This is a genomic window from Tersicoccus phoenicis (assembly GCF_001968835.1).
Classification (GTDB): Bacteria; Actinomycetota; Actinomycetes; order Actinomycetales; family Micrococcaceae; genus Tersicoccus; species Tersicoccus phoenicis.
The window spans coordinates 25968-51293 of record NZ_MRDE01000078.1 but is presented as its reverse complement, the minus strand read 5'-3'; the positions used below and the strand labels follow the sequence as shown (position 1 = coordinate 51293).

18 protein-coding genes are annotated in these 25326 nt (G+C 71.6%); 4 read left to right on the top strand and 14 right to left on the bottom strand.

Going from position 1 to position 25326, the window contains the following annotated elements:
• Window positions 1–18: 18 nt before the first annotated feature.
• Together BKD30_RS13885 and purH are read right to left on the bottom strand one after the other, a co-directional pair.
• Window positions 19–2241, bottom strand: coding sequence for an NADP-dependent isocitrate dehydrogenase (locus BKD30_RS13885; RefSeq protein ID WP_076705526.1), 2223 nt, complete (start codon window positions 2239–2241; stop codon window positions 19–21).
• Between the two features lie 109 nt (window positions 2242–2350).
• On the bottom strand, window positions 2351–3982 hold the full coding sequence (purH, locus tag BKD30_RS13880) for a bifunctional phosphoribosylaminoimidazolecarboxamide formyltransferase/IMP cyclohydrolase (RefSeq protein WP_076705524.1): 1632 nt from the start codon (window positions 3980–3982) through the stop codon (window positions 2351–2353).
• Window positions 3983–4103: 121 nt separating this feature from the next.
• On the opposite strand from purH, the gene BKD30_RS13875 reads away from it, so the two are divergent.
• Together BKD30_RS13875 and BKD30_RS13870 are read left to right on the top strand one after the other, a co-directional pair.
• Entirely contained in the window at window positions 4104–4535 is a 432-nt protein-coding gene (locus BKD30_RS13875) for a hypothetical protein (RefSeq protein ID WP_083956537.1), read from the top strand.
• 249 nt (window positions 4536–4784) lie between these two features.
• Window positions 4785–6170: an MFS transporter gene (locus BKD30_RS13870; RefSeq protein ID WP_235861711.1), complete on the top strand. Its 1386-nt coding sequence runs from the start codon at window positions 4785–4787 to the stop codon at window positions 6168–6170.
• Between the two features lie 7 nt (window positions 6171–6177).
• Here the strand turns inward: BKD30_RS13870 and BKD30_RS13865 are convergent, their stop codons facing one another.
• The 6 genes from BKD30_RS13865 to BKD30_RS13840 all read right to left on the bottom strand — a co-directional run bounded on the left by BKD30_RS13865 (window position 6178) and on the right by BKD30_RS13840 (window position 12745).
• A complete protein-coding gene (locus BKD30_RS13865; protein WP_235861709.1) occupies window positions 6178–6714 on the bottom strand; it encodes a gluconokinase in 537 nt (178 codons plus the stop codon).
• Window positions 6711–7940 carry a D-mannonate dehydratase ManD gene (manD, locus tag BKD30_RS13860; RefSeq protein ID WP_076705518.1) on the bottom strand — a complete coding sequence of 410 codons (1230 nt, stop codon included), beginning with the start codon at window positions 7938–7940 and terminating at the stop codon, window positions 6711–6713. Before manD ends, BKD30_RS13865 begins: the two co-directional genes overlap by 4 nt.
• Before the next feature lie 41 nt (window positions 7941–7981).
• The gene (gene uidB, locus BKD30_RS13855) at window positions 7982–9454 is read right to left on the bottom strand and encodes a glucuronide transporter (RefSeq protein ID WP_076705516.1); all 1473 of its coding nucleotides are present in this window, start codon (window positions 9452–9454) and stop codon (window positions 7982–7984) included.
• A 219-nt stretch (window positions 9455–9673) separates the two neighbouring features.
• Window positions 9674–10723 carry a LacI family DNA-binding transcriptional regulator gene (locus BKD30_RS13850; protein WP_076705514.1) on the bottom strand — a complete coding sequence of 350 codons (1050 nt, stop codon included), beginning with the start codon at window positions 10721–10723 and terminating at the stop codon, window positions 9674–9676.
• A 10-nt stretch (window positions 10724–10733) separates the two neighbouring features.
• On the bottom strand, window positions 10734–11369 hold the full coding sequence (purN, locus tag BKD30_RS13845; protein WP_076705512.1) for a phosphoribosylglycinamide formyltransferase: 636 nt from the start codon (window positions 11367–11369) through the stop codon (window positions 10734–10736).
• Window positions 11370–11413: 44 nt separating this feature from the next.
• Entirely contained in the window at window positions 11414–12745 is a 1332-nt protein-coding gene (locus BKD30_RS13840) for a cell division protein PerM (protein ID WP_076705510.1), read from the bottom strand.
• Between the two features lie 187 nt (window positions 12746–12932).
• Here BKD30_RS13840 and BKD30_RS13835 point away from each other — a divergent pair, with 187 nt between their 5' ends.
• Together BKD30_RS13835 and BKD30_RS13830 are read left to right on the top strand one after the other, a co-directional pair.
• A complete protein-coding gene (locus BKD30_RS13835; RefSeq protein WP_076705508.1) occupies window positions 12933–14180 on the top strand; it encodes a glycosyltransferase family 4 protein in 1248 nt (415 codons plus the stop codon).
• 189 nt (window positions 14181–14369) lie between these two features.
• Window positions 14370–14780: a hypothetical protein gene (locus tag BKD30_RS13830; RefSeq protein ID WP_076705506.1), complete on the top strand. Its 411-nt coding sequence runs from the start codon at window positions 14370–14372 to the stop codon at window positions 14778–14780.
• Window positions 14781–14810: 30 nt separating this feature from the next.
• On the opposite strand, the gene treZ is transcribed toward BKD30_RS13830, so the two are convergent.
• The 6 genes from treZ to glmS all read right to left on the bottom strand — a co-directional run bounded on the left by treZ (window position 14811) and on the right by glmS (window position 25229).
• On the bottom strand, window positions 14811–16607 hold the full coding sequence (gene treZ, locus BKD30_RS13825; protein WP_076705504.1) for a malto-oligosyltrehalose trehalohydrolase: 1797 nt from the start codon (window positions 16605–16607) through the stop codon (window positions 14811–14813).
• On the bottom strand, window positions 16604–18913 hold the full coding sequence (gene treY / locus BKD30_RS13820; protein ID WP_076705502.1) for a malto-oligosyltrehalose synthase: 2310 nt from the start codon (window positions 18911–18913) through the stop codon (window positions 16604–16606). The genes treZ and treY overlap by 4 nt, the downstream gene beginning before the upstream one ends.
• A gap of 38 nt (window positions 18914–18951) precedes the next feature.
• Window positions 18952–21135, bottom strand: a complete 2184-nt coding sequence (gene glgX / locus BKD30_RS13815; RefSeq protein WP_076705500.1) for a glycogen debranching protein GlgX — start codon at window positions 21133–21135, stop codon at window positions 18952–18954.
• A 222-nt stretch (window positions 21136–21357) separates the two neighbouring features.
• Window positions 21358–22941: a bifunctional ADP-dependent NAD(P)H-hydrate dehydratase/NAD(P)H-hydrate epimerase gene (locus BKD30_RS13810; protein WP_076705498.1), complete on the bottom strand. Its 1584-nt coding sequence runs from the start codon at window positions 22939–22941 to the stop codon at window positions 21358–21360.
• 43 nt (window positions 22942–22984) lie between these two features.
• A complete protein-coding gene (locus BKD30_RS13805; RefSeq protein ID WP_076705564.1) occupies window positions 22985–23335 on the bottom strand; it encodes a holo-ACP synthase in 351 nt (116 codons plus the stop codon).
• Window positions 23336–23345: 10 nt separating this feature from the next.
• Window positions 23346–25229: a glutamine--fructose-6-phosphate transaminase (isomerizing) gene (gene glmS, locus BKD30_RS13800; protein ID WP_076705496.1), complete on the bottom strand. Its 1884-nt coding sequence runs from the start codon at window positions 25227–25229 to the stop codon at window positions 23346–23348.
• Window positions 25230–25326: the final 97 nt, after the last annotated feature.

Here is a 25326-nt window from a genome sequence, read left to right as displayed (position 1 = left end):
TCAACGGTACCGCCGCGCTCACCGTCGGACGAGGGCGTCGAGGATCCCGTTCAGCGTGGTCGAGGGCCGCATCACCGTGAACACCTTCGCCTCGTCCGGGCGGTAGTAGCCGCCCAGGTCCACGGGCGAGCCCTGCACCGCGAGCAACTCGTCGGTGATGGCCTGCTCGTTCTCCGCCAGTGCCGCCGCGGTGGGCGCGAACGCGGCGGCCAGCTCGGCGTCGTCGTCCTGGTCGGCCAACTCCTGCGCCCAGTACCGGGCCAGGTAGTAGTGGCTGCCCCGGTTGTCCAGCTCCCCCACCTTCCGGCTCGGGGACTTGTTCTCCAGCAGGAAGGTCCCGGTGGCCCGATCCAGGGTGTCCGCGAGCACCTGGGCCCGCGCGTTGCCGGTGGTCGTGGCGAGGTGCTCGAAGCTGACCGCCAGGGCGAGGAACTCCCCGAGGCTGTCCCAGCGCAGGTGGTTCTCCTTGACCAGCTGCTGGACGTGTTTCGGGGCGGAGCCGCCGGCGCCCGTCTCGAACAGCCCGCCGCCGTTGATCAGCGGGACGATCGAGAGCATCTTGGCGCTGGTGCCGAGCTCGAGGATCGGGAACAGGTCGGTCAGGTAGTCGCGCAGCACGTTGCCGGTGACCGAGATGGTGTCCTCGCCGGCCCGCAGCCGCTTCAGGGTGAAGGCGGTGGCCCCGACCGGGGCCATGATCTCGATCTGCAGGCCCGCGGTGTCGTGGTCGGTCAGGTACTGCCGCACCTTGGCGATCAGGTTGGCGTCGTGGGCGCGGGTCTCGTCCAGCCAGAACACGGCCGGCGTCGCCGAGGCGCGGGCCCGGGTGACGGCCAGCTTGACCCAGTCCTGGATCGGCACGTCCTTCGTCTGGCAGGCGCGCCAGACGTCGCCGGGCTCGACGGCGTGTTCGATCAGGGCGCGGCCGGCCGCGTCGACGACCTTGACGGTGCCGGGCTCGGTGATCTCGAACGTCTTGTCGTGGCTGCCGTACTCCTCGGCGGCCTGGGCCATCAGGCCGACGTTGGGGACGGTGCCCATGGTCACCGGGTCGAAGGCGCCGTTCGCGCGGCAGTCCTCGATGACGGTCTGGTAGACACCGGAGTAGGAGCTGTCCGGCAGCACGGCCAGGGTGTCGGCCTCCTCGCCGTCGGGGCCCCACATGTGGCCGGACGTGCGGATCATGGCCGGCATGGAGGCGTCGACGATGACGTCGGAGGGCACGTGCAGGTTGGTGATGCCGCGGTCGGAGTCGACCATGGCCAGCCGCGGGCCCTCCTCCAGGCCCTTCTCGATGAGCGCCTCGACGCCCTCCCTGACGTCGTCGGGCAGGTCGTCCAGGCCCGACAGGATCGCGGCCAGGCCGTGGTTGGCGCTCAGGCCGGCGGCGGCCAGATCCTCGCCGTAGGTGTCGAACAGCTCGGCGAAGTAGGCGCGCACGGTGTGGCCGAACAGGATGGGGTCGGAGATCTTCATCATGGTGGCCTTCAGGTGCACGGAGAACAGCACGCCCTCGTCCTTGGCGCGCTGCACCTGGGCGGCGAGGAACCGATCCAGCGCGGCGGCGCGCATCACGGTGCCGTCGACGACCTCACCGGCCAGGACGGGCACCTCCTTGAGCACCCGCTCGGTGCCGTCGGCGGCGACGAACACGATGGACACGGTGCCGGTGTCGTCGATCACGACGGACTGCTCGTTGGAGCGGAAGTCGTTCTCGCCCATGGTGGCGACGTTCGTCTTCGACTCACCGCTCCAGGCGCCCATCCGGTGCGGGTTCTTCCGGGCGTAGTTCTTCACCGACGCCGGTGCTCGCCGGTCGGAGTTGCCCTCACGCAGCACGGGGTTGACCGCGGAGCCCTTGATCCTGTCGTACCGGGCGCGGATCTCCCGCTCCTCGTCCGAGGCCGGCTCGTCCGGGTAGCCCGGCACGGCGTAGCCCTGGCTGTGCAGCTCGGCGATCGCGGCCTTCAGCTGCGGCACGGACGCGCTGATGTTGGGCAGCTTGATGATGTTGGCCTCGGGCGTCTTCGCCAGGTCGCCGAGTTCGGCCAGGGCATCCGGGGTGCGCTGGTCCTCGGTCAGGTGATCACCGAAGGCGGCGATGATGCGGCCGGACAACGAGATGTCGCGGGTCTCCACGTCCACCCCCACCGTGGAGGCGAAGGCCTCGATGACCGGCAGGAACGAGTGCGTGGCGAGCATCGGCGCCTCGTCCGTGTGGGTGTAGATGATCGTGGACATGAAGAGGTATCTCCTGGCGACGGTGGACGGTGGATGAGCTGGGGATCCCAGCCGTTCTCGATGCTACCCGGTGGCTGGTGGACGGCGGTCGGCACCTCTATGCGGCGAGTCAGTGGAAGAAGTGGCGGGCGCCGGTGACGTACATGGTCACCCCGGCGGCGTCGGCCGCGGCGATCACCTCGTCGTCGCGAATGGAGCCCCCGGACTGGACGACCGCGCGCACACCGGCGTCGAACAGGATCTGGGGGCCGTCGGCGAACGGGAAGAAGGCGTCCGAGGCGGCCACGGACCCGGTCACCCGGTCGACCCGCGCGCCGTCGGGCCCGGCGGGGGCGAGCTCGCGGGCGCGCTCGACGGCCAGCCGGCACGAGTCGACACGGTTCACCTGCCCCATGCCGACCCCGATGCTGGCGCCGTCGCGGGCCAGCAGGATGGCGTTGGACTTCGCCGCACGGCAGGCGCGCCACGCGAAGGACAGGTCGGCGAGGGTGGTCGCGTCGGCCGGCTCCCCCGCGACCAGCGTCCAGGTGACGGGGTCGTCACCGTCGGCGTCGAGCCGGTCGGTGATCTGGACGAGCACGCCGCCGGAGACCTGCCGGATCTCGGCCGGGTAGCGGCCGAAGCCCTCGGGCAGGGCGAGCAGGCGGATGTTCTTCTTCGCGGTCAGGATCTCCAGGGCCGCCGGCTCGAACCCGGGGGCGATGACGACCTCGGTGAAGACGTCCTTCAGGGTGGCGGCCATGCCGGCGGTGACGACCCGGTTGGCGGCCACCACGCCGCCGTACGCGGAGACCGGGTCGCAGGCGTGGGCCTTGGCGTGGGCGTCGGCGATGGGGTCCTCGGCCGCGGGGTCGCCGACGGCGATGCCGCACGGGTTGGCGTGCTTGATGACGGCGACGGCCGGTTCCTCGAAGTCGAAGGCGGCGCGCAGGGCGGCGTCGGCGTCGACGAAGTTGTTGTAGCTCATCGCCTTGCCGTGCAGCTGGTCCGCCTGGGCGATACCCGCCGGAGCCGCCTTGTCGGCGTAGAGCGCGGCCTGCTGGTGGGGGTTCTCCCCGTAGCGCAGTACCTCGGAACGCTCCAGCGCCAGCCCCGCGTACGCCGGCCAGCTGATCGTCCCGTTCTCGTCCTCGTCGAGGAACTGCCCGGCGGTCCAGGTGGCCACGGCGTTGTCGTAGCTGGCGGTGTGGGCGAAGGCGCGGGCGGCGAGCCGGCGGCGCGCGGCCAGGTCGAAGCCGCCGGCCGTCGCGGCCCGGACCACGTCCGGGTAGCTGGCCGGGTCGACGACGACGGCCACGCTGGCGTGGTTCTTCGCGGCGGCGCGGACCATTGAGGGACCGCCGATGTCGATCTGCTCGACGATCTCGTCCGCCGCCGCCCCGGAGGCGACGGTGTCGACGAAGGGGTAGAGGTTGACGATCACCAGGTCGAACGGCTCAACCTCGAGCTCGTGCAGCTGGGCGACGTGCTCGGGTCGGCGCCGGTCGGCGAGGATCCCGGCGTGTACCCGGGGGTGCAGGGTCTTGACCCGGCCGTCGAGGGTCTCGGGGAAGCCGGTGACGTCGGCGACCTCGGTGACCGGGACCCCGGCGGCGGCGATGGCCTTCGCCGTCGACCCGGTGGAGACGATCCGCACACCCGCCGCGTGCAGGCCGACGGCCAGCTCGGGCAGCCCGGTCTTGTCGTAGACGGAGATCAGGGCGCGGCGGAGGGGGACGACGTCGAACTGCTGCAGGCTCACGGGCGGTCTCCGGTCGGTCGGGAGCGGGATCGCCCTCAGCTTAGGCGGCGCCGCCCGGCCCGGGCACGTCCGTGACGACAGCCCCCGGGTGGATGCGGTCGAGGCGTGGCACGCTGTCCGCATGGAGTGGACGGACGACGTGTCCCGCGGCGCCTGGATCGGCGAGCGAACGCGCTGGGGCTCGACGGTGACCGGGACGGTGCCCGCCGGTTACCCGATGTACGCGCGGGTGTTCCACCCGGTGCCGGTGTCGTGGGTGGCCACCGACCCGGAGCAGATCGCCGCGATGCCGGTGCCGCCCGAGAGACCCGACGAACTGCGCGACGCGCCGAGGTACACGGAGGAGCAGTGGACGTGGGCGCGGGCGGCCGAAGCGCTCGGGACGACCATGCACGCCACCGCCCGCATCGGCAGCGCGATCGACGTCGACAGCACCCTGGTCGGCGGCACTCGGGAGGCGATCAGCGCGGTGGCCCGGTCGGCCGCGGTCGAGGCGCTGGTCGTCCGGCCCGACGACGACCTGTCCGCCTTCGCCGACCACGTCGACGGCTGAGCCCGACGGTTCCGCCGCGGGCGGCTCAGGCACCGGCGGGACGGGTGCTCGCCGGGAAGGCTCGGAAGGGTGGACGGCGCGTCCCCCGCGTCGTCGGTCATGAGCGGATGCTACCCGGCGCGTGACCCACGACACGCGCGAATGCGCTACAGTGGCTCCCATCTCCGGCGCCCCGTGGTGACGCAGCATGCTATCCCGGTCGGAGGTCGCCCGCTCGTCGCGGGAATCACGCCAGGAAAGAGGTCCACCGTGACCAGTCCTACCCATATCCAGAATGCCCCGCTGCCCGCCGGCGATGCCGTCGTCCAGGACCTGCCCTGGCGCTGGGGCGTGCAGGGGAAGATCTTCCTCATCGGCGGCCTCGGCTTCATGTTCGACGCCTGGGACGTCACCCTCAACGGCTTCCTCATCCCGCTGCTCTCCGCGGACTGGCAGCTCAGTCCCGGCCAGGCGGCGTGGGTGGGCACCGCCAACCTGATCGGCATGGCCGTCGGAGCGTTCGCGTGGGGCGGCATCGCCGACGCGGTGGGCCGCAAGCGTGCGTTCACCCTGACGCTGCTGATCTTCTCCGTCTTCACCCTGCTGGGGGCCCTCTCCCCCGATCTGCTCTGGTTCTGCGTGTTCCGATTCATCGCCGGGTTCGGCCTGGGCGGCTGCATCCCGGTCGACTACGCCCTGGTCGGCGAGTTCACGCCGCGGAAGCACCGCGGCCGCGTGCTGACCGCCATGGACGGCTGGTGGCCGGTCGGCGCCACCCTGTGCGGCGTCGTCTCCGCCGCGCTCGTGGCCGCCTTCGCCGACTGGCGCCCGCTGATGTTGGTGATGATCGTCCCGGCGCTGCTCGTCTTCTGGGTGCGCACCGGGGTGCCCGAGTCGCCTTTGTTCCTGGTGAGCAAGGGTCGCAGGGAGGAGGCCCGCACCGTGATCGACGGCCTGATCGCTCGCACCGGTGCGACCGTCGGCCCCTGGCGGCTACCCGACCCGGAGGAGGCGCCGAAGCTGGCGATCGGTTCCCTCACCAAGCAGGTGGGGCTGTTGTGGCGGTTCGACTGGAAGGTCACCCTGACGGCGTGGAGCCTGTTCGTCACCATCTTGCTCGTCTATTACGGCGCCCTGACCTGGATGCCGTCCATCCTGGTCAAGGCCGGCTACCCGGAGTCCAGCGCGTTCCTGCGCACGGCGGGCATGACGGCGATCGGCCTGGTCGGTGCGCTCGTCGCGGCCGCCCTGGTCGAGCGGCTCGGCCGGAAGTGGCTACTCGGGATCGCCGGCCCGCTCTCGGCGCTGAGCCTGGTGGTGTTCGCCCTGTTCCTGGACGCCGAGGCACCGCTGGCCGCCAACGCGATGCTGCTCTTCTTCGGCTTCATCGTCCAGGTGGCCATCCCGGTCCTCTACACCTACGTCTCCGAGCTGTACCCGACCCAGCTGCGCGGCTCCGGCTTCGGCTGGGCGTCGACGGCGTCACGCGTCGGCGCCGGCCTGGTGCCGTTGATCTTCGGGTCGCTGCTGTGGCCGGTCCTGGGCCTGCCGCTGACGTTCGCCGTCACCGGTGCGCTCGTCGTCGTCGCCGTCGTGGTGATGGCGGTGTGGGCGCCGGAGACCCGCGGCCGGGAGCTGACGACGCTGGAACACTGACCCCCTCTCAGACCCGGGCGCGGACGCCGTCCACGGCCTGCCGCACCAGCTCGTCCACCGGTCGGGCGATGTCCAGCACGAAGCCGGGCTCGTCGTCGGCCAGCGGTTCCAGCGTCTCCAGTTGGGACGCGAGCAGGCTGGGAGGCATGAAGTGGCCGCTGCGCCCCTCCATCCGCTCGCGCAGCACGTCCAGGGTGCCGGCCAGGTGCACGAACACCGTGGCCGGCGCCTCGGTGAGGATGGCGTTCCGGTAGACGCGCCTCAGGGCCGAGCAGGCGATGACCAGACCACCGCCGGACGTGGCCAGGCGCTCCCCGACGGTCTGCAGCCAAGGCCAGCGGTCCTCGTCGGTCAGCGGGGTGCCGGCGGCCATCTTGCGCACATTCTCGATGGGGTGCAGGCCGTCACCGTCGACGAACGGGACGCCCAACTCGTCGGCAATGAGCGCGCCGATGGTGGTCTTGCCGGACCCGGATACTCCCATCACGACGACGTGCGGGACGGCCCGTTCCTCAGCGATGGGGGCGGCGTCGGCGTCGCTCACCAGTCGTGCACCGTTCCGTCGGCGAGCCGGTTGTAGGGCAGGTAGGCGGCCTGGTACGCGTACTTCGCGGCCTCCTCCTCGTTCAACTCGACGCCCAGGCCCGGTTCGTCGCCCGGGTGCAGCAGGCCCTCGACGAAGGTCAGCGACTGCTCGAACACGCTGTTCGTCGTCGGGGAGTGTTCCATGTACTCCTGCAAGCCGAAGTTGTGGATCGCCATCCCGACGTGCATCTGGGCGGCCAGGCCGACCGGGGAGACGTCGGTGGGGCCGTGGAAGCCGGACTTGACCTGGTAGACCGCGGCGAAGTCCATCACCTTCTTCAGCGGGGTGATGCCGCCGAAATGGGTGGACGCGCACCGGACGTAGTCGATCAGCTGCTCGCTGATCAGGTCCTTGATGTCGTAGATGGTGTTGAACACCTCGCCGATCGCCAGCGGCGTCGTCGTGTGCTGGCGGACCAGCCGCAGGGCGTCCTGGTTCTCCGCCGGGGTGCAGTCCTCCAGCCAGAACAGGTCGTACGGTTCCAGGTCCTTGCCCAGCTTCGCCGCCTGCAGCGGCGTCATCCGGTGATGCCCGTCGTGCAGCAGGGCCAGTTCGGGACCGAACTCGTTGCGCACCGCCTCGAACACGCCGGGCAGGTGCCGCAGGTAGGCGCGGGTGTCCCAGTCCTCCTCGACCGGCAGCGCGGTCCGCTGGGCGGGCTCGTAGTCGTACCGTTCGCCGGAGGCCTGGGTCTGCGCGGCCACCCCGTAGAGGGCCTTGATGCCCGGGACGGAGGTCTGCACGCGGATCGCGGTGAACCCGTGCTCCTTCTCGTGCCGGATCGAGTCGAACAGTTCGGGCAGGTCCCGGCCGGAGGCGTGCCCGTAGGTGGACAGGCCGCGCCGGGAGGCACCGCCGAGCAGCTGGTACACGGGCATCCCGGCGACCTTGCCCTTGATGTCCCACAGGGCCATGTCCACGGCGGCGATCGCGGCCATGGTCACGGGGCCGCGCCGCCAGTAGCCGGAGCGGTAGAGGAACTGCCAGGTGTCCTCGATGTTGGCGGGGTCGCGGTTCAGGAGCAGCGGGACGACGTGCTCCTTCAGGTACGCGGCGACGGACAGTTCCCGGCCGTTGAGGGTGGCGTCACCGAGTCCGGTCACCCCCTCGTCCGTCGTCACCTTCAGGGTGACGAAGTTGCGGGTCGGGCTGGTGACGACGACGTCGGCTGCGACGATCTTCATGGTCGGTCTCCTTCTGCGTGGTGCGGGTGGTGCGGTGATGCTCACCGGGTCGAGCCGTCGGGCGGGGTCTGCCGGCCCGGGTGGGACCCGGTCTCGCGCTCCAGCTGTTCCTCGAGGACGACGGGGATCCGGCCGGTCTCGCGGCGGATCCGGATCTCGTCGACGATGTCCGCGTGCACCTGGTCGGTGAGCGGGTAGGCCAGCATGACGATCAGGGCGAGCAGGGAGAGCACCGCGGGGACGAGCCCGGCCGTGGTCTGGATCCCCCCGAGGGCCCGGTCCGACTGCTGTGCGGCGCCGGCGACGTAGCCGCCGAGAGCAAGGCCCCACCCGGCGATGCCGCCGCCGATGGCCTGACCGCACTTGCGGGTGAAGGAGAACACCGCGTAGATCGAACCCTCCGACCGGACACCGGTCTTCCACTCACCGTACTCCACGGTGTCCGCCTCGAGCGCGAAGACGACCACGTTGTTCGCGAGCACACCCAACAAGGAGATGACCAGGCCGATGAAGCCGACCGCGGGAGTGCTGTGCGGGGCGAGCCACACGATCAGCCCGCCGACGACGACGAGCCCAGCGAACGCCATGTACAGGGTCTTCTTGCCGAAGCGGCGCACCAGCGACGGCATGACGGCGACGAAGGCGAAGGTCAGGACCAGCTGGATGAGCGCGAGGACCGGGAAGAGGCCCGGGGCGCGCAGCACGTCGCGGATGTAGAACAGCTGCACGGTGTTCAGGGCGAGGAAGGCGCTGAGAAACAGCACCGACGAGAGCATCAGGAGCAGCAGCGGCTTGTTCCGGCCGACCGAGCGGAGGCTGTCCCGCAACGAGACGCGGGCCACGGGCCGCTGCACGCGCTCGCGAGCGGTGAAGAAGCAGACCATGTAGAGCGCGAAGCCGATGACGATCGCGACGAGCAGCACGGTCGTGAAGATGCCCTGCAGATCCGCCCCCGCCTTGAGCAGCGGCGAGACGAAGGTGCCGAGCGCCGCACTGACGAGGGTCGCGCCGACCACGCGTGCGGCGGCCAGCTTGGCACGGTCGCCGCTGACCTGGGTCATCGCCGCCGCCATCGAACCGTAGGGGATGTTGACGAGCGAGTACGCCAGTCCCATGCCCGCATAGGTCAGATAGGCGTAGACCAGCATGCCCGACTGCCCGACGGCAGGGACCTGGAAGCTGAGGAACGCGAGGATCAATAGCGGGATCGACCCAAAGGCGATGAACGGCCGGAACTTGCCCCAGCGGGTCACCTTCGCGGCATCGACGACCCGGCCGGCGAACACGTCGGCGAAGGCGTCGAAGATGCGGACGACGAGCAGCAGGGTGCCCGCCGCGGCAGCGGAGATGCCCGCGACGTCGGTGTAGTAGACGAGCAGGAACATCGTCGTGGTGGTGAACGCGACGTTGTTGGCGGCGTCACCGGCCCCGTAACCGGCGACCTGCCACCAGGGCAGCGGCCGGTGCGCGGCGTCGATCGGGGCCGCCGGCACGGCGGCGCTGGGCTGCTTCATGAGGGCTCCTTTGCCCACGGCGGAGTCCGAGGACTCCGGAGGATGAGAACGGTTCGGCCGAGAGGCCGCGGCCCGCGGTACTGCACGTGGCCTGTCTCACCATGGTGGGCGCGTCCGCATCACGGACGAAGAAGTTTCCAGCAGTTGCCGCCCGCAGGCCGGACCGAGTCGGCACGTCGAGTCGGCAAGCTCGCCGGGAGCGGCCTCAGCCGAGCGGCCTCAGCGGGGCGCGCCGGGGACGGGCCGGGCGGGGGTCGAGCTGCGTTCGACCAGGCGGGTGGGCAGCAGCACGGGCCGGTCCACCGCCGGGTGGCCGCCGCGCTCGAGCGCGAGCAGATGGTGGACGGCGGTCGCGCCGATCCGCACCAGCGGGGTGCCGATGCTGGTCAGGGCGGGGACGACGAGGCCGGCGAGGACCGAGTCGTCGAAGCCGACGACGGCGACGTCCTCGGGCACGCGCAGGCCGGCGGCCAGCACGGCGCGCTGGAACCCGATGGCCATCAGATCGTTGTACGCGAGCACGGCCGGGGTCCGTCGGGTCAGCCACGTGGCGGCTGCCGCCTCCCCGCCGGCGATGTCCGGGGCGAAGGGGCCCAGCTGCCGGACCGACAGCGCAAGGCCGGGAGCGGCGTCGACGAGAGCGCGCCAGCGCACGCCGTTCGCCCACGATGCCTCGGGCCCGGCGAGGTAGGCCACCCGGGTGCGCCCGATCGTGGCGAACAGCTCGGCGGCGCGCCGGATGCCGGTGCTGTCCCCCACGACGCAGGGCACGCCGGTGACGAACCGGTTGAGCACGACCGTCGGCTTCTGCCGGGCGATCAACCGGATCCCCGCGTCCGGCATCCGGGAACTGGTCAGCAGCAAACCGTCCACGGAGTCCAGGACCCGCTCCAGGATGCCCCGCTCGAGCCGGTCCGATTCCTGCGTGTTGGCCAGCAGCAAGGTGTAGCCGGCGGCCGTGACGGCTTCTTCCGCGCCGCGGATGATGTCGAGGAACACCGGGTTCGTGATGTCGGCGACCAGCAGGGCGATGGTGCGAGCGCGCCTGCGCTCGGCGGGGCCGCGTCGCTGGGTCATCTCCGGCCGGTACCCGACCTGGTCGGCCGCCTGCCTGACCTTCTCGGCGGTGGCCGCGGTGACCCGGCCGGGCCGGGCGAAGGCCCGCGACACGGTCGACGGAGCCACCCCCGCGGCCCGGGCTACGTCGTAGATGGTCACCCGCTGCGCACGGGCGGAACCGGCTTCTCCCGGCGGCCCGTCGACGTTCACGGCCGGTTCCTCAGGGGGAACTCACGTCGGCGGGAGCGACGTCGGCTCCGGCGGCGGCTCCGGGGGCTCCGGCGGCTCCGGCGGCTGGTCCCGATGCGGTCAGGCCGGTGAGGACGTCGAGGAGGAGCCGGTGTTCGACCTCCTTGAGCCGGGCGTGCAGTGACCCCTCGTCCTCGCCCGGCCGGATGTCCACGGCACGTTGGGCGAGGATCGGGCCGGTGTCCACCCCGTCGTCGACGACGTGCACGGTGACGCCGGTGACCTTCGCGCCGTAGGCCAGCGCGTCGCGTACCCCGTGGGCGCCCGGGAAAGCCGGTAGCAGTGCCGGGTGCGTATTGATGATGCGGAAGCGGCGAACCACGTCGGGTCCGACGATGCGCATGAAGCCGGCGAACAGGACGAGGTCGGGATCCCGCTCGGCGATGGCCGACTCGAGCGCCTCGTTCCAGGCCGCCCGGTCGACGAATCCCCCGCGGGGCACCGTGAAGGTCGGCACGCCGGCGCGGGCGGCACGATCGACACCGCCGCAGCCGGGCACGTCGGTGCCGACGGCGACGACATCGACGTCGAGCGCTCCGTCCGCCACCGCGTCCAGGACCGACTGCAGTCCCGTCCCCGAACCGGACACCATGACGAGCAGACGCATGCGCACAGTCTAGGAGTTCGCCGAACAGGTGCGGTGACGGCGGCTCAGGAGCTCGGCTGCAGGTCCTCGACCTCGACGGTCGCCGAGACCGGGTCCCGCGCGGGCACCTCCTCGAGCGGCGGCTGGCGCTCCAGCCACGGGCCCACGACGTAGCCGATGACCACTCCGACCGCCACCTCGGCGGCGATGAGCACGGCGGTCGAACCGACGGGGGGGCCGAGATCGGTGAGGCGCCCGAGGCCGATACCGCCGCCGGAGAGCCGGGCCGCCAGGCCCATCAGCAGCCCGGCGACGACCCCGACGGCACCAGCCAGGGCGAGCGTGGACAGGGGCGCGGAGACCCAGCGCACGCGGATCCGCAGGGCGAGCCAGTCGTCCAGGTGGTTCTCGGCCTCCCGCAGGAACCACCAGCCGGCGAGCATGCCCGCGACGACGGGGATCAGCAGGGTGAGCAGGGCCAAGGCGGAGGTGGACGTCGGTACCGCACCGAGGACGGGCACGGTGGGCAGGGCGCCGAGGTCGGTGGTGAACGGGTTGACCGTGGTGCCGGTGCCGAGCTGGAAGCCCGCTCCGGAAGCGTACGAAGCCGCCCAGACGGCGAGGTTCGGCAACACGGAGAGCTGGCCGATGGTCAGAGCGGTGGACCCCACCACACCGGGGTGCAAGGCCTCCGTGATCGTGATGACGTCGGCCCAGCGCACCGCGAGGGTGACGGTCAGCAGCACCGCGCCGGCCGCAAGGGTCGCCAGCACCGCGAGGCAGCCGGCCCGGAGCACCGACCGCAGGTACGATCCCGCCCAGCGTGAACGCTGGCTGCTGCGCGCGATCCGGGCGGCCGTGTCGACGCCCACGAGCCGGCACCAGGAACCGGCCTCGCGCCTGGCTCCGGCGATCAGGCCGACGGCGACCGGGACCAGCGGGACCAGCGCACCGACCGGCGTCGGGACCGACACCTCCGGCGTGGAGCAGATGTACGCGGTGGCGGCGCCGGCGAGAGCGTAGACGCCCAGGGCACCGAGGACGGCCTGCCACAGCTGGTCGGTGTAGGAGGCGCGTGCCAGGCGCCGGCCACCACGCCAGGCGAGCAGCAGGGGGACCAGCGTGCCGCCCAGCGGGATCAGGGAGAACAGGCCGGTGCCCCCGCCGCTGGACACCGTGAGCGGCGCGCCGTGCAGTAGCAGCCACACCTGACCGGCGAGCCGTGCAGCGGAGACGGCGGATCGATCCGCGAAACCGCCCGCGCCCCAGGCGGCGAACACCGGCACCAGGACCAGCACCGCGCTGATCAGGGCGGCCTGCAGGAACACGACGGCGCCCTGCAACCACAGCGGCATCGGCAGGTGGCGGTGACCGCGCGGCCCCAGTGTCATCTTCATCGACATCATGGTCCCACCGGGTGACGCCAGGACCGGGCAGGCAACGCCGCCGACCCGCCGAAACGCCCCTCTCGGCACGCCGGGACGTGTCCCGGTGTGTCGAGAGGCGATGCGGGTTCACGGGAGGTTCACGAACGCGTTGCCGGCACCTGGACGGCCCGTCGCTTCCACCGGTGACGCTGGGCGCGTGCGCATCGCGATCGTGGCCGAATCCTTCCTGCCCCACATGAACGGCGTCACCAACTCCCTCCTGCACGTGCTCGAGCATCTCGCCCGGCGCGGCGACGACGTGCTCGTCGTGGCGCCGTCGGGCTCGACCGTGGCCCCCTACGTGCCCGACCAGCTCGCCGGGTTCCTGCCCGCGGTGCTGCCCGCGGTGCTGTCCTCGGTGGTGTTCGAGGACGAGGGGCCGGCACAGGTGCACGGCTTCCCCGTTCGCCGGCTGCCGTCGTTCGCGCTCGCGGGATATCCGGACGTGCGGGTGGCGGCGGGCACCGTGGGGCGGGTCCGACGGCTGCTGGGCGACTTCGCGCCCGACGTCGTGCACGTGGCGTCCCCGTTCGTGCTGGGGTGGCGCGGCGTGCTGGCGGCGGACCAGCTCGGCGTCCCGACGGTGGCGGTCTATCAGACGGAGATGCCGGCCTACGCCACCCGGTACGGGGTGCCGTGGCTCGAACCGCGACTGTGGCAACGAGTGCAGGACATCCACCGGGCGGCGACCCTGACCCTGGTGCCGTCCACGTTCGCACACGACCAGCTGGTGAAGCACGGGATCCCCCGGCTGCGGCGGTGGGGCCGCGGGGTGGACACCACCGGGTTCAACCCGAACCGGCGGGACGACGCGCTGCGGGCGGAGCTGGCACCGAACGGCGAACGGCTGGTGGGCTACGTCGGCCGGCTGGCGGCCGAGAAGCAGGTGGAGGATCTGGCCGTGCTCACCGACGTGCCGGGGGTGCGGCTCGTCGTCGTCGGATCCGGTCCCTTGAAGGAAGCGCTTCGCGAGAGACTGCCGGGCGCCTGGTTCGCCGGCTTCCGATCCGGGACAGACCTCGCCCGGGTCGTCGCCTCCCTGGACGTCTTCGTCCACCCCGGCGAGTCGGAGACGTTCTGCCAGACCATTCAGGAGGCAATGGCCTCGGGCGTGCCGGTCGTGGCGACGGGCCGCGGCGGCCCGCTGGACCTGGTGGACTCCTCCCGGACCGGGTGGTTGTACCGACCCGGCGATCTGGTGGGCCTGCGGGAACGGGTGCTGGACCTGGCCGGCGACGACGCGAAGCGTGCCGCGTTCGCCCGGGCCGCGCACGCCTCGGTGCAGCAGCGCACCTGGCCGGTGCTGTGCGACCAGCTCATCGGCCACTACGAGGAGGCGATGACGATGCGTCCGCAGGCGCGCCCGGGCGGGGAACGGCCGATGCTGCGGACCCGTCGCGGCTGACGCCGCCGTCGTCGCATCCTCGCGGTCGGACGCCGGGGGCGGATTGTCCGGCGGAGTCGGTCGAGCGGTTCGATCAGTGGTGGAGCCGAGTACGGTCCGTGAGGACGCTTCCGCCCTCGACGCGGGTCGTTATGCTGGGGCTGAGGCCGGTGGGCCCCACAACCACGATCACGAGACCGGGAGACAGGCATGAAACTGAGCAACATTCCGCTGCGACTGGTGACGGGTGCCTTCATCCTCAACTCGGGGCTCGGCAAGCGGGACCTCGACGGTGGCTCCGCGGCCGGGCTGCAGGGCATGGCCAGCAACGCCATCCCGGAGTTGAAGGACATGAAGCCGGAGACCTTCGGCAAGATGCTCAGCTACACCGAGATCGCCGTCGGCTCGGCGTTGCTGTTCCCGGCCGTGCCGGCCCGCCTCGCCGGCCTCGCGCTCGGCGCCTTCTCGGCGGGCATGCTCACCATGTACCTGCGCACCGAGGGCATGACCCAGCAGGACGGCATCCGGCCGACCCAGCAGGGCACCGCCCTGGCCAAGGACGTGTGGATGGCCGGTATCGCCGCATCCCTGCTCATCGGCGGCGGGAAAAAGCGCCACTAGGCCGGATCCGCCGGGCGCCGTCGCCGCCGCTCAGATGCTGGTGCGCAGCACCACGGCCGACCACCCCGGCATCCCGGCATCCCCGTGAGCGAGGCCGCCCTCGACGGTGCTCAGCAGCACCTCGTCGACGTCGCCCACCGGCACGGACCGCTCGGAGGAACCCAGGTTCACGGCGACCACGACGTCCCCGGCCCCGGCGATCCCGGCCCGCCGTAACACGAGCCACCGTTCCTCCTCGGAGAAGTCGACGGAGATCGACCGGAAGTCCGGCTGCGTCAACTCCGGCGTCGCCTGCCGGAGGTCGATCAACGAGCGGTACAGGGCCAGCAGCCGGGCGTGATCGCCGTCGGCGGCCTCCGCCCAGTTCAGCTTCGAGTTGGTGAACGTGCTCGGCGCCTGCGGATCGGGCACCGTGGATTCGTCCCAGCCCATCTGCGCGAACTCGCTGGTCCGGCCCTTCGACACGGCCTCGCCGAGCTCAGGCTCGGGGTGGGCGGTGAAGAACTGCCACGGCGTGGACGCGCCCCACTCCTCCCCCATGAACAGCATGGGCGTGAACGGCGCGGTCAGGTTGAGCACCGCCGCGACCGCCAGCCGATCGTAGGGCAGGGTGGCCGAGAGCCGGTCCCCGGTGGCGCGGTTGCCCACCTGATCGTGGTTCTGGATGCAGGTGACCAGCCGCCACGCGGGCGTCGTGAACGGGTCGATCGGGCGCCCGTGGTGCCGGCCCCGGAACGAGGAGTACGTCCCGTCGTGGAAGAAGCCGTCCCGCAGCACCTTCGCCAGCGCGGACAGCGGCGCGAAGTCCGCGTAGTAGCCGACGGTCTCACCGGTGACGGCGGCGTGCACCGCGTGGTGGAAGTCGTCGCTCCACTGGCCGGCACAGCCGAGGCCGTGCTCGGTCCGCGGCGTGATCATCCGCGGGTCGTTCAGGTCGGACTCGGCGACGGCGAACAGCGGTTTGCCGGTCGCCACCCCGATGGTGTCCACCACCCGGTTGATCTCCTCGAGCAGGTGCACCGCGCGGCGGTCCTCGAGGGCGTGGACGGCGTCCAGCCGGAGCCCGTCCACGTGGTAGTCGCCCAGCCACATCGCCACGTTGTCCAGGATGTAGGCCCGGACCTCGTCCGAGTCGGTCCCGTCCAGGTTCATCGAGTCGCCCCACGGGTTGACCGCGGAGGAGTGCAGGTAGGGGCCGAACCGGCCCAGGTAGTTCCCGGACGGCCCGAGGTGGTTGTAGACGACGTCCTGGATCACGGCCAGCCCACGCCCGTGGGCGGCGTCGACGAAGCGCTGGTAGGCGGCCGGTCCCCCGTAGACCTCCGCCACGGTGAACCAGGCCACGCCGTCGTACCCCCAGTTGTGTTCCCCGTTGAAGCCGTTGACGGGCAGCAGTTCGATCGCGTGGACGCCGAGGTCGACGAGGTGGTCCAACCGGTCGATCGCCGCGTCCAGGGTGCCCTCGGGGGTGAAGGTGCCCAGGTGCAACTCGTACAGCACGGAGCCGGCGAGCCGGCGTCCGGCCCAGGTGCCGTCGCTCCACCGGTGGGAGGACGGGTCGACGGTCCGGGACAGGCCGTGCACCCCGTCCGGCTGGCGGCGGGAGCGCGGGTCCGGCAGCGGCGTGGGGTCGTCGTCGAGCAGATACCCGTAGTCGACCTCCCCGGTGGGGGCGTCCGCGGAGGCGAGGGTCCACCAGCCGGAGCCGGACGAGGCGTCCTCCGCGCCGTCGGACCCCGCTCGGTGCATCGGCAGGTCACGGCCGTCAGCCCGTAGGGTCACCTGCTCGGCGAACGGTGCCCAGACGTCGAATCGGTTCCGGTTCATGCGGGGTCTCCTCCGGTGGGCAGCAGCAGGGCGATCCCGAGGTCGCCGAGGACGTCGGCGGCGCGCACCTGGCCGGCGGGAACCGCTCGCCCGGTGAGCGCGTCGACGGTCGGAACGGCGAGGGAGAGCACGGTATCGCCGAGACCGCCGCGGGCCGCCAGACCGACGGGCAGTCGGATGGCGACGGTGACGGCACCGGGACGGTCCCCGCCGCGATCGAAGGCGACGACGTGGTCGGCCGCGGTGCCGGCGACGCTGACCGGACGGTAGCCGGTGAACAGCCCGGGCCGATCCCGGCGGGCGTGCAGGGCGGTCCGCACGACGTGCAGTTTGGCGACCCCGTCCGGCCCGATCTCGGGCTGCGCGGCGAACTCGAGTTCGGCCAGGGCCGTGGCCCGGGACGCGTAGTCGACGGGCCGCCGGTTGTCGGGATCGACCAGGGAGAAGTCCCAGAACTCGGTGCCCTGGTAGACGTCGGGGACGCCGGGCATGGTCAGCTGGACCAGCTTGGCCGCCAGCGCGTTGCGGTAGCCGGGTGCCTCGATGGCACCGACGAGGTCCTCGATGGTGCGCGTGACCTCCGGCCGGTCGTGGACGGCGTCGACGGCGGCGGTCAGGGCGGCCTCGAAGTCCGTGTCTTGGTCGGTCCACGTGGTGCTGGTGCCGGCTTCGCGGGCGGCCTTCAGGGCGTAGTCCCGCAACCGTTCCCGGCTGATCGGCCAGGCTCCGACGGCGGCCTGCCACACGAGGTTCGCGATCGGGGCGTCCGGGATCGGCACGAGTTCCTGCAACCGGGTGAACGTGTGCGCCCAGCGGTCCGGGATCTCGGAGAGCACCGAGATCCGGGCGCGGGTGTCCTCGCTGCGTTTGGTGTCGTGGGTGGTCAGCGCGCTCATCGCCAGCGGCCACGCGGCGGCCCGCTCGGTCATCTTCGCGTGGAACGCGTCGACGCCGATGCTGAACACCGAGGGATCGGCGCCGACCTCGGTCAGGGACGTCAGGCGCGTGTACCGGTAGAACGCGGTGTCCTCGACGCCCTTGGCCATCACCATGCCGGAGGTCTGCTGGAAGCGGCGTGCCACCGGCTGGGTCTCGTCCTGCAGCAGGCCGACCAAGACGTCGACGACGTCGGCGAGGTCGGGGCGGTGGTCGACGGCCAGGTGCGCCGCTTCGTGCAGGTGCGCGGCGCCGTCCTCGGGCAGGTAACTGCGGTAGACGGGGAAGCAGGCGAGCAGTTCCGCCAGGGCGTCCTGGGCGCTGGCCGGGTCCAGCCCGGTGTCGGCGGGCAGTTCCCGCACCAGGCGCCGGGTCTCGGCCAACAGCGTGTGGTCGGCGAAGTCGCGTTTGGTGCCGTGGATCAGCTGCGGCCAGTCGACCGCGCCGGTGACGGCGTCCAGGCCGGCCTCCCCGGCCGGGTCCGTGAACAACCGGTCCACGTCGGCGAGCGCGTCGTAGCCGGTGGTGCCCGCCGTCGCCCAGCCGGAAGGCAGCCGCTCCCCGGGTTCGAGGATCTTCTCCACCAGCACGTACACCCCGCCGGTGGCGTCGGCGAGCGCGTCCAGGTAGGCCGCGGGGTCGCGTAACCCGTCGGGATGGTCGATCCGTAACCCGTCGACCAGGCCGTCGGCCACCCAGCGCCGGATCTCGGCGTGGGAGGCGTCGAACACCTCGGCGTCCTCGACCCGGACCCCGGCGAGGGTGGCGATGGAGAAGAACCGCCGATAGTTCAGTTCCGCGTCCCCGCGCCGCCAGTCCGCCAGTTCGTAGTGCTGCCGGCCGTGCACGGTGGCCGCGTCCGCGCCGTCGTCCGCAGTGCCGGCCGCGACCGGGAACCGGTGGTCGTAGTAGGCCAACTGCCCGTCGACCAGCTGGAGTCTCTGCACGTCCGAGGCGGAGCCGAGCACGGGCAGCAGCAGCCGGCCGTCGTTGGCGTCCCAGTCGATGTCGAAGGCCCGGGCGTACGGGGAGGAGTGCCCCTCGGCCAGCACCGACCACCACCACGGGTTGTCGGCCGGGGTGGCCACCCCCTGGTGGTTGGGCACGATGTCGACGAGCACGCCCATCCCGGCGTCGTGCGCCGCGGTGGCCAGCGCCTCCAGAGCGGCCGCCCCGCCCCGGGGCTCGTCCACGGTGGTCGGGTCGGTCACGTCGTAGCCGTGGGTCGACCCCTTCTCCGCGGTAAGGATCGGCGACAGGTAGACCCAGTCCACGCCGAGCTGCCGGAGGTAGTCCAGCTGCTCGGTCGCGTCGGTGAGGGTGTATCCCTCATGGATCTGCAGGCGGTAGGTCGAACGCGGTGCTTTCATGTCCTCGGGATCCGTGGGGGGCGGGGGGCGGTCGGCCGTCAGGACTGCGCCTCCGTCGTGTTCTGCGTCAGCACGGCCAGCGACGCGGCGACGGAGTGATCGGGTTCGACTTCCGGCTCGATGAAGGCGCGCAGCACGACCATCGACCGTTCGGCGACGACGCACTCCTGGCCGGCCTCGTGCACCACGTCCTCCTCCGCGGTGCCGGCCGTGTCGATGACCTCCGCCCACTTCTGGCCCAGGTCCGCGGGCGGCAGGTGGAAGGTCACCGGCTCGGGACTGGAGTTGAAGTACAGCAGGAAGTTGTCGTCGGTGATCTCCCGACCCGTTGCGTCGACACCCTGGATGCCGTTGCCGTTGAGCCACATGCCGAAGGACCGGCTCAGGGCGTTGTCCCAGTCCGAGGGCACCATGCTGGTGCCGTCGGTGTTGAGCCAGGCGATGTCCGGCAGGGACGTCTTGGTGCCCGGCTCCACCGGCCGGCCGTCGAAGAAGTACCGGCGACGGAAGGTGGGGTGATCGGCGCGCAGCTTGTTGACGGCGGCGGTGAACTCGACGAGGGGCAGGTCCGCCTTGTCCCAGTGCATCCACGTCAGCTCGGAGTCCTGACAGTAGGTGTTGTTGTTCCCGCCCTGGGTGCGGCCCAGCTCGTCGCCGTGCAGCAGCATGGGCACGCCCTGGGAGAGCAGCAGGGTGGCGATGAAGTTGCGTTGCTGCCGGGCGCGCAGGGCGAGCACGGCCTCGTCGTCGGTCTCCCCCTCGATCCCGCTGTTCCAGGACCGGTTGTGGGACTCCCCGTCGTTGTTGTCCTCGCCGTTGGCCTCGTTGTGCTTCTCGTTGTAGGAGACGAGGTCCCGCAGGGTGAACCCGTCGTGCGCGGTGACGAAGTTGATCGAGGCCACCGGTCGGCGGGCGGAACGCTCGTACAGATCGGCGGAGCCGCTGAGCCGGGAGGCGAACTCACCCAGGGTGGACGGCTCACCGCGCCAGAAGTCCCGGACGGTGTCCCGGTACTTGCCGTTCCACTCGGTCCACTGGGGCGGAAAGTTGCCCACCTGATAGCCGCCCGGGCCGATGTCCCACGGCTCGGCGATCAGCTTGACCTGGGAGACGACCGGATCCTGCTGGATGAGTTCGAAGAACGTGGACAGCTTGTCCACGTCGTAGAACTCGCGAGCCAGAGTGGAGGCCAGGTCGAAGCGGAAGCCGTCCACGTGCATCTCCGTCACCCAGTAGCGGAGGGAGTCCATCAGCAGCTGCAGAGAATGCGGGTGACGCACGTTCAAGGTGTTTCCCGTGCCCGTGTAGTCCATGTAGTACCGCTTGTCGTCCTCCACCAGCCGGTAGTAGGCCGGGTTGTCGATGCCTTTGAAGGAGAGCACCGGCCCCAGGTGATTGCCCTCCGCGGTGTGGTTGTAGACGACGTCGAGGATGACCTCGATGCCGGCCCGGTGCAGGGCGCGGACCATCGCCTTGAACTCCTGCACCTGGGCGCCCCGGTCCCCGGTCGAGCAGTAGGCGTTGTGCGGGGCGAAGAAGCCGATGGTGTTGTAGCCCCAGTAGTTCGACAGGCCCTTGTCCAGCAGGGTGGAGTCGTTGACGAACTGGTGCACCGGCATCAGCTCGATCGCGGTGACGCCGAGCTTCTGCAGGTGGGCGATCACCGCCGGGTGGTAGACACCGGCGTACGTGCCCCGCTGCTCCTCCGGCACCTCCGGGTGCAGCTGGGTCAGACCCTTGACGTGCGCCTCGTAGATGACCGACTTCGGGTACGGGATCCGGGGCAGCCGGTCCCCGTCCCAGTCGAAGAACGGGTTGATCACGACGCCGTGCATCATGTGCGTGCCGGAGTCCTCGTCGTTCCGGGAGTTCGGATCACCGAAGTGGTAGGGGAAGAGGGACTCGTCCCAGTCGATCGCCCCGGCGACGGCCTTGGCGTACGGGTCGAGCAGCAGCTTCTGGGGGTTGCAGCGCAGCCCCTGGGCCGGATCGTAGGGCCCCTCGATCCGGTAACCGTACCGCTGGCCGGGCTGGACGTGCGGCAGGTAGCAGTGCCAGACGTAGCCGTCGACCTCCTGTAGCTCGACGCGTTCCTCCTTGCCGCGGGGGCCGATCAGGCACAGGGTCACCTTCTCGGCGACCTCGCTGAACAGGGCGAAGTTCGTGCCCGTCCCGTCATAGGTGGCACCCAGCGGATAGGGGTTACCGGGCCAGACTTCCATGCACACTCCCGTGCTCGACAGACATGATCAGCGACAACGCTACCCGTTCGCGGCACCGATCCGGTCACGTTCCTGGTCAGATCGTCAGCAAGCTGTTGATCGGCGTGCGATTCCGCGGCCACAGTTCCGCCAGTGGGACCGTTCCTACTGCCGAGGCGGTGGCAGTTCCACGCCTTTCGGTAGTACCTGTCCCATCGGGGACGAGCTCGGCGAGGGCGGAACTCAGCCGGTCAGGACGGCGCGCACCGCGGCGGGGACCGCGTCGATGACGGCGGTGGCGTGCACCGGCCCGCCGGCGCCGCTGCCCGCGGGATCGTGGGCGGCGATCCGGCCCGCCCGTCCGTGCACGGCCGCGGCGGTCGCGGCGGCGGCCGCCCAGCGCGCGTTCCCGCCGAGCCCGGCGGCCTCGGCCGCTTCCGGGTGCTCGGCGACGCCCGCGAGCACGGCGCCGAGGACGCCGGCGAGTACGTCCCCGCTGCCGGCGGTGGACAGCCAGGGGGTGGCGTCGGCCTGGCTGAACACGGTGCCGTCCGGCCCGGCGACCAGGGTGGTCGCGCCCTTGAGCAGCACCGTGCACCCGGTCCGTTGAGCCGCCAGACGTGCGTGGTGCAGGGGCCGGGCTTCGACGTCGGCTCGGTCCACCGTCTCGCCGCGGTCGGCCAGCAGCTGCGCGAGTTCCCCGGCATGAGGGGTGAGGACGAGGTGCGCGGCCCCGGCCTCCGGGAGCACGCTGATGCCGCCGGCGTCGACCACGGCCGGGTGCCCGTGTTCGACGGCGGCCGCGAGGGCGGCGCGGACCCGGGCGAGCTGGCCCTCGTCGTCGTTGGTGCCGGGGCCGGCGAGCCAGGCCTGGACGTGCACGTCTCCGGGCTGCTGCTCGCTGCAGACGGCGTCCGGAGTGCGCAGGTTGATCGCGTGGCCGACGGCGGCGGGACCGAGGTAGCGGACCATGCCGACGCCGGCGGCGGCCGCGGCGGCGGTGGTGAGCAGCGCCGCCCCGGGGTACTGGGCGGAGCCGGCGATCACGCCCAGGACACCGCGGCTGTACTTCTGCGCACTGCGGCCGGGCGTGGGCCACAGGGCTCCCAGGTCCGCGGTCTGCAGCCGGCGCAGCGCGGGGGACGGCAGCTCGGCCTCGATGCCGATCGGTACCACGGTGAGGGTCCCGCGCGCCGCTTCGCCGGCCCCGGCCAGGTGCCCCACCTTGGCGCCGCCGAAGGTGGCGGTCGCGTCCGCGGTCACGGCTGCTCCGGCGGCCTCGCCGGTGTCGGCGTCGACGCCGGAGGCAATGTCGCAGGCGAGCACGGCGACACGCCCGGCGCGGCGGAGTTCCTCCAGGTGGGCGGCGAGCGACGCGGCGGGCTCCCGCAGGCCACCCGAACCGCCGGTGCCGAGGATGCCGTCGATGACGACGTCGGCGCCCGCGAGCAGCCGCCGGGCCGCATCCAGGCCGTGCTCGTGCCCGGCGTCGCGGGTCGCCAACGGCCCAACCACGGCACCGCCAGCGGCGCGCACCGCGGCCAGGCCCGCCTCGTGGGCGCGGTCGGCGACGAGCACCGCGGCCGGGGCCAGCCCGCGCCGGGCGAGCAGCGCGGCGGCCCACAGGGCGTCACCCCCGTTGTTGCCGGCCCCGGCGAGCGCCACCACCCGTGCCCCGTACCGGGGCCGGTGACGAACGTCCAGCAGCGCCAGGGCGGCGCCGGCCAGGCCGTGAGCGGCGCGGCGCATCAGCGCTGCCCCGTCCCCGGCGTCGAGCCGGGGTTGTTCGGCGGCACGGATCTGCGTGCCGGTCCAGGCCTCGAGCATGGTCCGTTCCTTCTCCTGAGTGCGGCGACCGCCCGGCGTGTTTTCAGTCGCCCTCGGCGATCACCATGCCGGTGGCGATGTCGCCGTCGTGGCTGATGGACACGTGCCAGCGGTCGATGCCGCGAAACCGGGCGGCGGCCGCCACACTGTCGCACATCCCCAGGCTCGGCGCTCCGGCGTCGTCGGTCTCCACCCAGCAGTGCTGCCAGTTCATCCCGGCCGGCGCGCCGAGCGCCTTCGCGGTGGCTTCCTTGACCGCGAACCGGGCCGCGAGGGAGCGCACGTGCAGACCGCGCTCGGACGGCACGAACAGCCGTTCGACCAGCCGCGGCGTGCGGGCCAGCTGCGCGGCGAACCGCTCGACGGCGACCACGTCCACCCCGATGCCGCGGATTGCCACCGGGCTACTCGACCGTGACCGACTTGGCCAGGTTGCGGGGCTGGTCCACGTCGTAACCCTTGGAGTCGGCCAGTTCACAGGCGAACAGCTGCAGCGGCACGGTGGTCAGCAGCGGGGCGAGCAGGACCGGGGTCCGCGGCACCCGGATCACCTCGTTGGCGTACGGGGTCACCGCCTCGTCGCCCTCCTCCGCGATCACGATGGTGATGGCGCCGCGGGCGCGCACCTCCTGGATGTTGGAGACGACCTTTGCGTGCAGCGAGTCGCGGCCGCGCGGGGACGGCACGATGACGAACACCGGCTGCCCCTCCTCGACCAGGGCGATCGGGCCGTGCTTGAGTTCCCCGGCGGCGAAGCCCTCCGCGTGGATGTAGGCGATCTCCTTGAGCTTCAACGCGCCCTCGAGCGCCACCGGGTAGCCCACGTGCCGGCCGAGGAAGAGCACCGAGTCCGCGTCCGACATCCGCCGGGCCAGGTCCGTGACCTTGCCGGCGGCGTCGAGCACGGTCTGGATCTTGGCCGGGACCTGCTGCAGCTCGTGCAGCACCTCCCGCACCTCGTCGGCGAACTTGGTGCCGCGCAGCTGGGCCAGGTACAGGCCGAGCAGGTAGGCGGCGGCGATCTGGGACAGGAACGCCTTGGTGGAGGCGACCGCGATCTCGGGGCCGGCGTGCGTGTAGATCACGGCGTCGGACTCGCGCGGGATGGTCGAGCCGTTGGTGTTGCAGATGGCGACGACCTTCGCGCCCTGTTCGCGGGCGTGCCGGACGGCCATCAGGGTGTCCATCGTCTCGCCCGACTGGGAGAACGCGACGACGAGGGTCTTCTCGTTCACGATCGGGTCCCGGTAGCGGAACTCGTGGGCGAGTTCGACCTCGGTGGGGATCCGGCACCAGTGTTCGATGGCGTACTTGGCGACCTGGCCGGCGTACGCGGCGGTGCCGCAGGCGACGACGACGATCTTGTCGACGGCGCGCAGGATCGACTCGTCGATGCGCAGTTCGTCCAGCATCAAGTTGCCCTGCGGGTCGAGCCGGCCCATCAGGGTCTGCTCGACGGCGGAGGGCTGCTCGTTGATCTCCTTGAGCATGAAAGAGGAGTACCCGTCCTTCTCGGCGGCGGCGACGTCCCAGTCGACCTCGTACTCCGTGCCCTCGGCCGGGTTGCCACCGAAGTCGGTGATCTCCATCGCCTCGGGGGTGATGGTGACGATCTGGTCCTGACCGAGTTCGACGGCGCGGCGCGTGTAGTCGATGAAACCGGCGACGTCCGAGCCCAGGAAGTTCTCGCCCTCGCCCAGGCCCACGACCAGCGGAGAGCTGCGGCGGGCGGCGACGACGACGTCGGCGGCGTCCGCGTGCACGGTGAGCAGCGTGAAGGCGCCCTCCAGCCGCTGGCAGGCACGCTGCATGGCGACGGTCAGCCGCTGCCCGGGGTCGGCCACCTCGTCGATCAGCGACCGGTACAGGCAGGCCAGCAGGACGGCGGCGACCTCGGTGTCCGTCTCGGAGACGAACACGTGACCGGAGTCGGCCAGCTCGGCCTTCAACTCCGCGAAGTTCTCGATGATGCCGTTGTGGATGACGGCGAGCCGGCCGTCATCGGCCAGGTGCGGGTGGGCGTTGCGGTCGGTCGGGCCGCCGTGGGTGGCCCACCGGGTGTGCCCGATGCCGGTGCTGGCGTCGGGCAGGGACTCGCGCTCGATCTCGCCGACGAGGTTGGCGAGCTTGCCGGACTTCTTCCGGGCATCGATGGTGCCGTCGGCGACGACGGCGACGCCGGCGGAGTCGTAGCCGCGGTACTCGAGCCGGCGCAGCCCCTCGAGGACGACGTCCAGGGCGGTGTGGGCGTGCCCGGGACGCCCGACGTATCCAACGATTCCACACATACCCGCCAGCCTACCGGGGCGGGCGGGTCCGCCCGGACAGGCCGCCCCCGGTGTGGCGGCGGTGCGGGCGGGTCAAGTGGACGGCGCCCTCGCGGGC